General features: G+C 71.7%; 2 protein-coding genes and 2 pseudogenes. All 4 read left to right on the top strand.

Going from position 1 to position 3,280, the window contains the following annotated elements:
* Positions 1-180, top strand: a pseudogene (locus tag G6030_RS08745) (dTMP kinase); the annotation flags it as partial.
* An 82-nt stretch (positions 181-262) separates the two neighbouring features.
* Positions 263-952, top strand: a complete 690-nt coding sequence (gene mtrA / locus G6030_RS08740; protein ID WP_182642865.1) for an MtrAB system response regulator MtrA — start codon at positions 263-265, stop codon at positions 950-952.
* The gene (gene mtrB / locus G6030_RS08735) at positions 949-2,676 is read left to right on the top strand and encodes an MtrAB system histidine kinase MtrB (RefSeq protein WP_007630484.1); all 1,728 of its coding nucleotides are present in this window, start codon (positions 949-951) and stop codon (positions 2,674-2,676) included. Before mtrA ends, mtrB begins: the two co-directional genes overlap by 4 nt.
* A pseudogene (locus G6030_RS08730) lies at positions 2,673-3,280 on the top strand (hypothetical protein); the annotation flags it as partial. The gene mtrB and the pseudogene G6030_RS08730, both read left to right, overlap by 4 nt.

Genomic DNA, 3,280 nt, shown 5'->3' with positions numbered 1-3,280 from the left:
CGCGACGCGGACCTCCAGGCGGCGACCGGGGAGGTCTACCGCCGACTCGCCGCGGCCGCGTGGAGCTCGCCCTGGCGCGTGCTCGGGACCGACCCCGCGGTGCCGGAGTTGGCCGACCTCGTCGTCGACCCCACCCCGGGCCCCGCGCCGCACCCGCGATCGCGTGGGGTGGCCGGGTAATGTCTGAAGCGGCAGGAACACGACCCCCGGTGCGTACCGGCGGTCGTGCGACTGACGATGCCGACCCGACACGCCGACACAAGTGGTGACCATGACCCCCAAGATCCTCGTCGTCGACGACGACGCCGCGCTGGCAGAGATGCTCACCATCGTCCTGCGGGGCGAGGGGTTCGAGACCGAGATCGTCGGCGACGGTGTACAGGCCATCGAGACCTTCCGGGCCGTCCAGCCAGACCTGGTCCTGCTGGATCTCATGCTGCCCGGCAAGAGCGGGATCGACGTATGTCGGGAGATCCGCGCCGAGTCGCGGGTGCCGATCGTCATGCTCACCGCCAAGACCGACACCGTCGACGTGGTCCTGGGCCTCGAGTCCGGTGCGGACGACTACATCATGAAGCCGTTCAAGCCCAAGGAGCTCGTCGCCCGCATCCGCGCGCGCCTGCGCCGGGGCGAGGACGAGCCGAGCGAGATCCTGCACATCGGCGACGTCACCATCGACGTGCCCGCGCACACGGTCACCCGCGACGGCACGCCGATCCCGCTGACCCCGCTCGAGTTCGATCTCCTCGTGGAGCTGGCCCGCAAGCCCCGTCAGGTGTTCACCCGTGAGGTCCTCCTCGAGCACGTCTGGGGCTACCGCCACTCGGCCGACACCCGCCTGGTCAACGTCCACGTCCAGCGCCTGCGCGCGAAGATCGAGAAGGACCCGGAGAACCCCGAGGTCGTCCTCACCGTCCGTGGCGTCGGCTACAAGGCGGGCCCGGTCTCGTGACGACCGCTCGTCCCGACGACGCGGCGGCGTCCACCGGGGACGAGCGCGACACCCGGGACGCCGGCGACGCGAACCCGACCCTGCGCGAACGGCTGTCCTCTCTGGACCCCGCCGCGTTGGGCATGCGGATCGCGCGCATGTGGCGACGCTCCCTGCAGCTGCGGGTCGTCACGTCGACCCTCGCACTGTCGATGGGCGTGATCCTCACTATCGCGTTCATGCTGCAGAGCCAGATGGCCGCCCAGCTGCTGTCGACCAAACTCGACGCCGCCATGGAGCAGGCCGGCCGACTCCGCCTCACGGTCGAGGCGCAGATCGCCGCGACCGACGAGGGCACCAGCGAACAGTCGCGGCTCGACCAGGCGCGCAGCGCCATCAGCGACCGCGGCGTCGCGTCCGGTGGAGACTCCGTCCACGCCGGGACGTTCGACCCCATCCTCGTCGTCCCCGACCAGACGGGCCGCGGTCAGGTGGTCAGTCCCGCCGAGGCGGAGGTGCCGCCCGAACTGCAGTCCCTCGTCCAGCGGGGGCGCATCGCCTACCAGTACGTCACCGTCGACTTCCGCGGCGAGCAGGCCAAGGCGCTCATGCTGGGCACCCCGACCGACTCGTCCATCCCCGGGCTCGAGCTCTACCTCGTGTACCCGCTCATCGCCGAGGAACAGACCCTCGGCATCATGCGGGGGATCGTCGCCACCGCCGGCCTGGCGATCATCGTGCTGTCCGCGGCGATCGCGTGGATCGTCGCCCGGCAGGTGGTGCTGCCCGTCCGGCAGGCGGCCTCGATCGCCCAACGCTTCGCCAACGGCCACCTCAAGGAACGCATGGTCATCCGCGGCGAGGACGACGTGGCCCGGCTGGCGATGGCCTTCAACGACATGGCCCAGAGCCTGTCCGACCAGATCACCCAGCTCGAGGAGTTCGGCGATCTCCAGAAGCGGTTCACCTCCGACGTCTCGCACGAACTGCGCACCCCGCTCACCACGGTGCGGATGGCCGCCGACATCATCTCGGACTCGGCCGAGGACCTCGACGCCCCCACCAAGCGCGCCGTGGAACTGCTCGAGTCCGAACTCGACCGCTTCGAGAGCCTGCTCACCGACCTGCTCGAGGTCTCGCGCCACGACGCCGGCATGGCCGAGCTGTCGACGGCCGAGCTGGACGTGCGCAACGCCGTCCGCGACGCCGTGGGCACCGTCGCCCACATCGCCGAGGCCGCCGGCGTCGAGGTCGAGGTCGACATGCCCGACGAACCGGTCATGGCCGAGGTCGACTCCAGGCGCGTCGAGCGGATCCTGCGCAACCTCGTGGCCAACGCGCTGGACCACTGCGAGTCCAAGCCCGTGCGCGTCACCCTCCGCGGCTCCGACGCCGCCCTCGCCGTCTCGGTCCGCGACCACGGCGTCGGGCTCAAACCCGGCGAGGAGACACGCGTGTTCAACCGGTTCTGGCGCGCCGACCCCTCCCGGGTGCGCCGCTCCGGCGGCACCGGCCTCGGACTGGCGATCGCCCTCGAGGACGCCAAACTGCACGGCGGCCGCCTGGACTGCTGGGGGAGCCCGGGTGAGGGATCGTGCTTCCGGCTCACCATCCCGCGCCGCCGCGGCGGCACGCTCACCTCGAGCCCGCTGCCCCTCACCCCCGAGGACGAGGCGCGCCTCGTGACCACCGGCTCGCCGACCCCACTCGAGCGGGTCCCCGGAACGGGGGAGGACACACCGTGACCCGGCCCCGGCTCCTGACGGTCGCCGTGACGCTGGCCTGCGCCACCGGGCTGGTCGCCACCGGTTGCGCCACGCTGCCCTCGTCGTCGTCGCCCCAGGTCATAGACACGTTCGCGCCGGAGGGCGACGAGCCGGCGGTCCCCACACCGGTGCCGGACCAGGAACCGGACCTCCTGGTCCGGGACTTTCTCAAGGCGGCGGCCATCGCCGACCAGCGGCACGCGGCCGCGCGCCAGTTCCTCACCCCGGAGGCCGCGGAGACCTGGGACGACCTGGCCGAGACCATCATCGTGCTGCGCGCCGACCTCAGCGCCGAGGGCGGTCGTTCGGCCGACCGCGCCGAGTACACGCTGCGCGCGGAGAAGGTCGGCTCCCTCGACCCCGGCGGCATCTTCCGCGAGGACGTCGGCCAGCTGGAGGTCACCATCGGGCTCACCCGCACCGACGGACAGTGGCGGATCGACGAACTGCCGCCGGGCGTGGTGATCGAGAAGGCCGAGTTCTTCTCCACCTACGCCCAGCGCGACCTGTTCTTCCTGTCCGGCTCCGGCGACGCCCTCGTCCCGGATCCCCGGTGGACGGCCGCCGACCGCACCGACCTCGA

The organism is Dietzia sp. E1 (genome assembly GCF_014145015.1).
Taxonomy (GTDB): Bacteria; Actinomycetota; Actinomycetes; order Mycobacteriales; family Mycobacteriaceae; genus Dietzia; species Dietzia cinnamea_A.
This window is presented reverse-complemented; position numbering and strand designations above follow the sequence as displayed.